Annotated in this window: 1 protein-coding gene; it reads right to left on the bottom strand. The window is 35.8% G+C overall.

All coding sequences use genetic code 11. The features are described 5' to 3' along the window. Positions 1 to 44: 44 nt before the first annotated feature. On the bottom strand, positions 45 to 1,553 hold the full coding sequence (gene fliD, locus AA81_RS13005; RefSeq protein ID WP_103078556.1) for a flagellar filament capping protein FliD: 1,509 nt from the start codon (positions 1,551 to 1,553) through the stop codon (positions 45 to 47). Between the last annotated feature and the right edge of the window lie 137 nt (positions 1,554 to 1,690).

Here is a 1,690-nt window from a genome sequence, read left to right as displayed (position 1 = left end):
ATAACCGGTACTGTTTTTAAAAACAGTACCGGTTATTGTTTTATCTATTGGTTAGAAAAAGCGTTTTGTATGTACATTCCTTGTGCGTTCAATTGTTGAATGGCTTGTTCCATAGCTGAGAACTGTGCATAATATTGTGCTTCTTTTCTTTGAAGCCTATCTAATAGATCGGACATTTCATCCGCTAGCCGCCTCATCTCGTTACCTATGGTGCCGCTCGTTCCGGCAATTTGATCGATATAGCCATTGAACTTAGTTACTTCATACAGATAATTCTGAACGGATTGAGCATATCCATATTCTTTGTTAGTAGTATCGTTTGTTGCGAACAATTTCCAAACATCTTCGGCATTAGTATTCAAAGCCTCTCTAAGTTTATCCTCATCGACGCTCAATAGTCCTTTCATTGTATTCTCATAACCCGCCCCTAAATCTCCTGAGGTTATCCCGATATCAAAAAGCGCATTATATTGAGAACCAGATTGTTCTATATCTACAGGGGAGTAAACCATATTTCTTAAATTATAAAATATTTTCTCTAAGTTATTGTCTCCTTTTAGCATCCCTTTCATATAATCTTCTTCTGTCATTTCTTCTGGAGGCTTATCGGTAACTTGGTCTTCATGTAATAAATCGTACACATAATTAATCGTTTCATTGTACTTATCAACAAATTCTTTTATACTTTCAACACTCTTATCTAAATCTTGTTCAATAGAAACTTTTACGTAACTACTAGAGGTTGATTTTAAATCGATTGTTGTACCGAAAACGTTCAAAGTGTTTTCTGTTAAGTCGCCATAAGTGGTGATGGGTGTACTTCCATCAAAAGACAATTCAACCTCTCCCAAACTACCTAAGGTCCTAACGGTATTATCGCTGTCTGCTGCAGGTGTTCCGTTTAAATTCAGGTCCATGATTAAGGTTTCACCGTTAGATCCCGAAGTAGCAGATACACTGATATCGACAGCCCCATTTTCTTTGTTGACAATGAAAAATTTACCGTTTGCATCATCAAATTTTGCTTCTACTCCCAAGGTTGAACCGTTTATTTTGTCTATAAGGTTTTGAATTGTTTCACTGTCTGAAACGGTTATAGTATCTGAATCACTTCCTTTTGTTATGGTAAAAGTTGCATCCCCTGTTGTACCTATAACCTCTCCTATCGTTGAACTTTTTTTAATTGTTGAAATAATGTCCTCACCCAAAAGAACGGTAGGAGAAGCCAAAGAATTAACTTTCAGATAAAAAGTTGAATTATCAGCATCCGCAGGAGCAGTAGCGGTTAATACACTTTCGTCAGAAGAGGTGGCACTTTTTGGGATCAAATTACTCTTTAATTTGAAAGTGATCAGATAATCATAAAAATCCTCCAACTTATTGTCGACTTCCATCCAAAGTTTTTGTTTGTAGGTAAGGGTATCAAACTTTTCTTGAGCTCTATTTAAAGGTTGTTGCTCAACTTCCATTAATTTTTGGACCATTGCTTGTGTGTCCATTCCCGAAACGGCGCCAGTTAATTGAAAAGTACCAATATAAGGATTACTAGCCATCGTCTTCACTTCCTTTGTATTCTTTCTCACCAACTAATTATCGACTTATCTTAAGAAAACTTTAACTATTAAATTCAGTCATACTATTGATTCATTTAATTTGTTCTTCTATAAGGTTGGGGTATCCTAAAGGAAAT

This window comes from Petrotoga halophila DSM 16923 (assembly GCF_002924615.1).
Note: the sequence above shows the minus strand (reverse complement) of the source record. Positions and strands in the feature narration are given on the sequence as shown.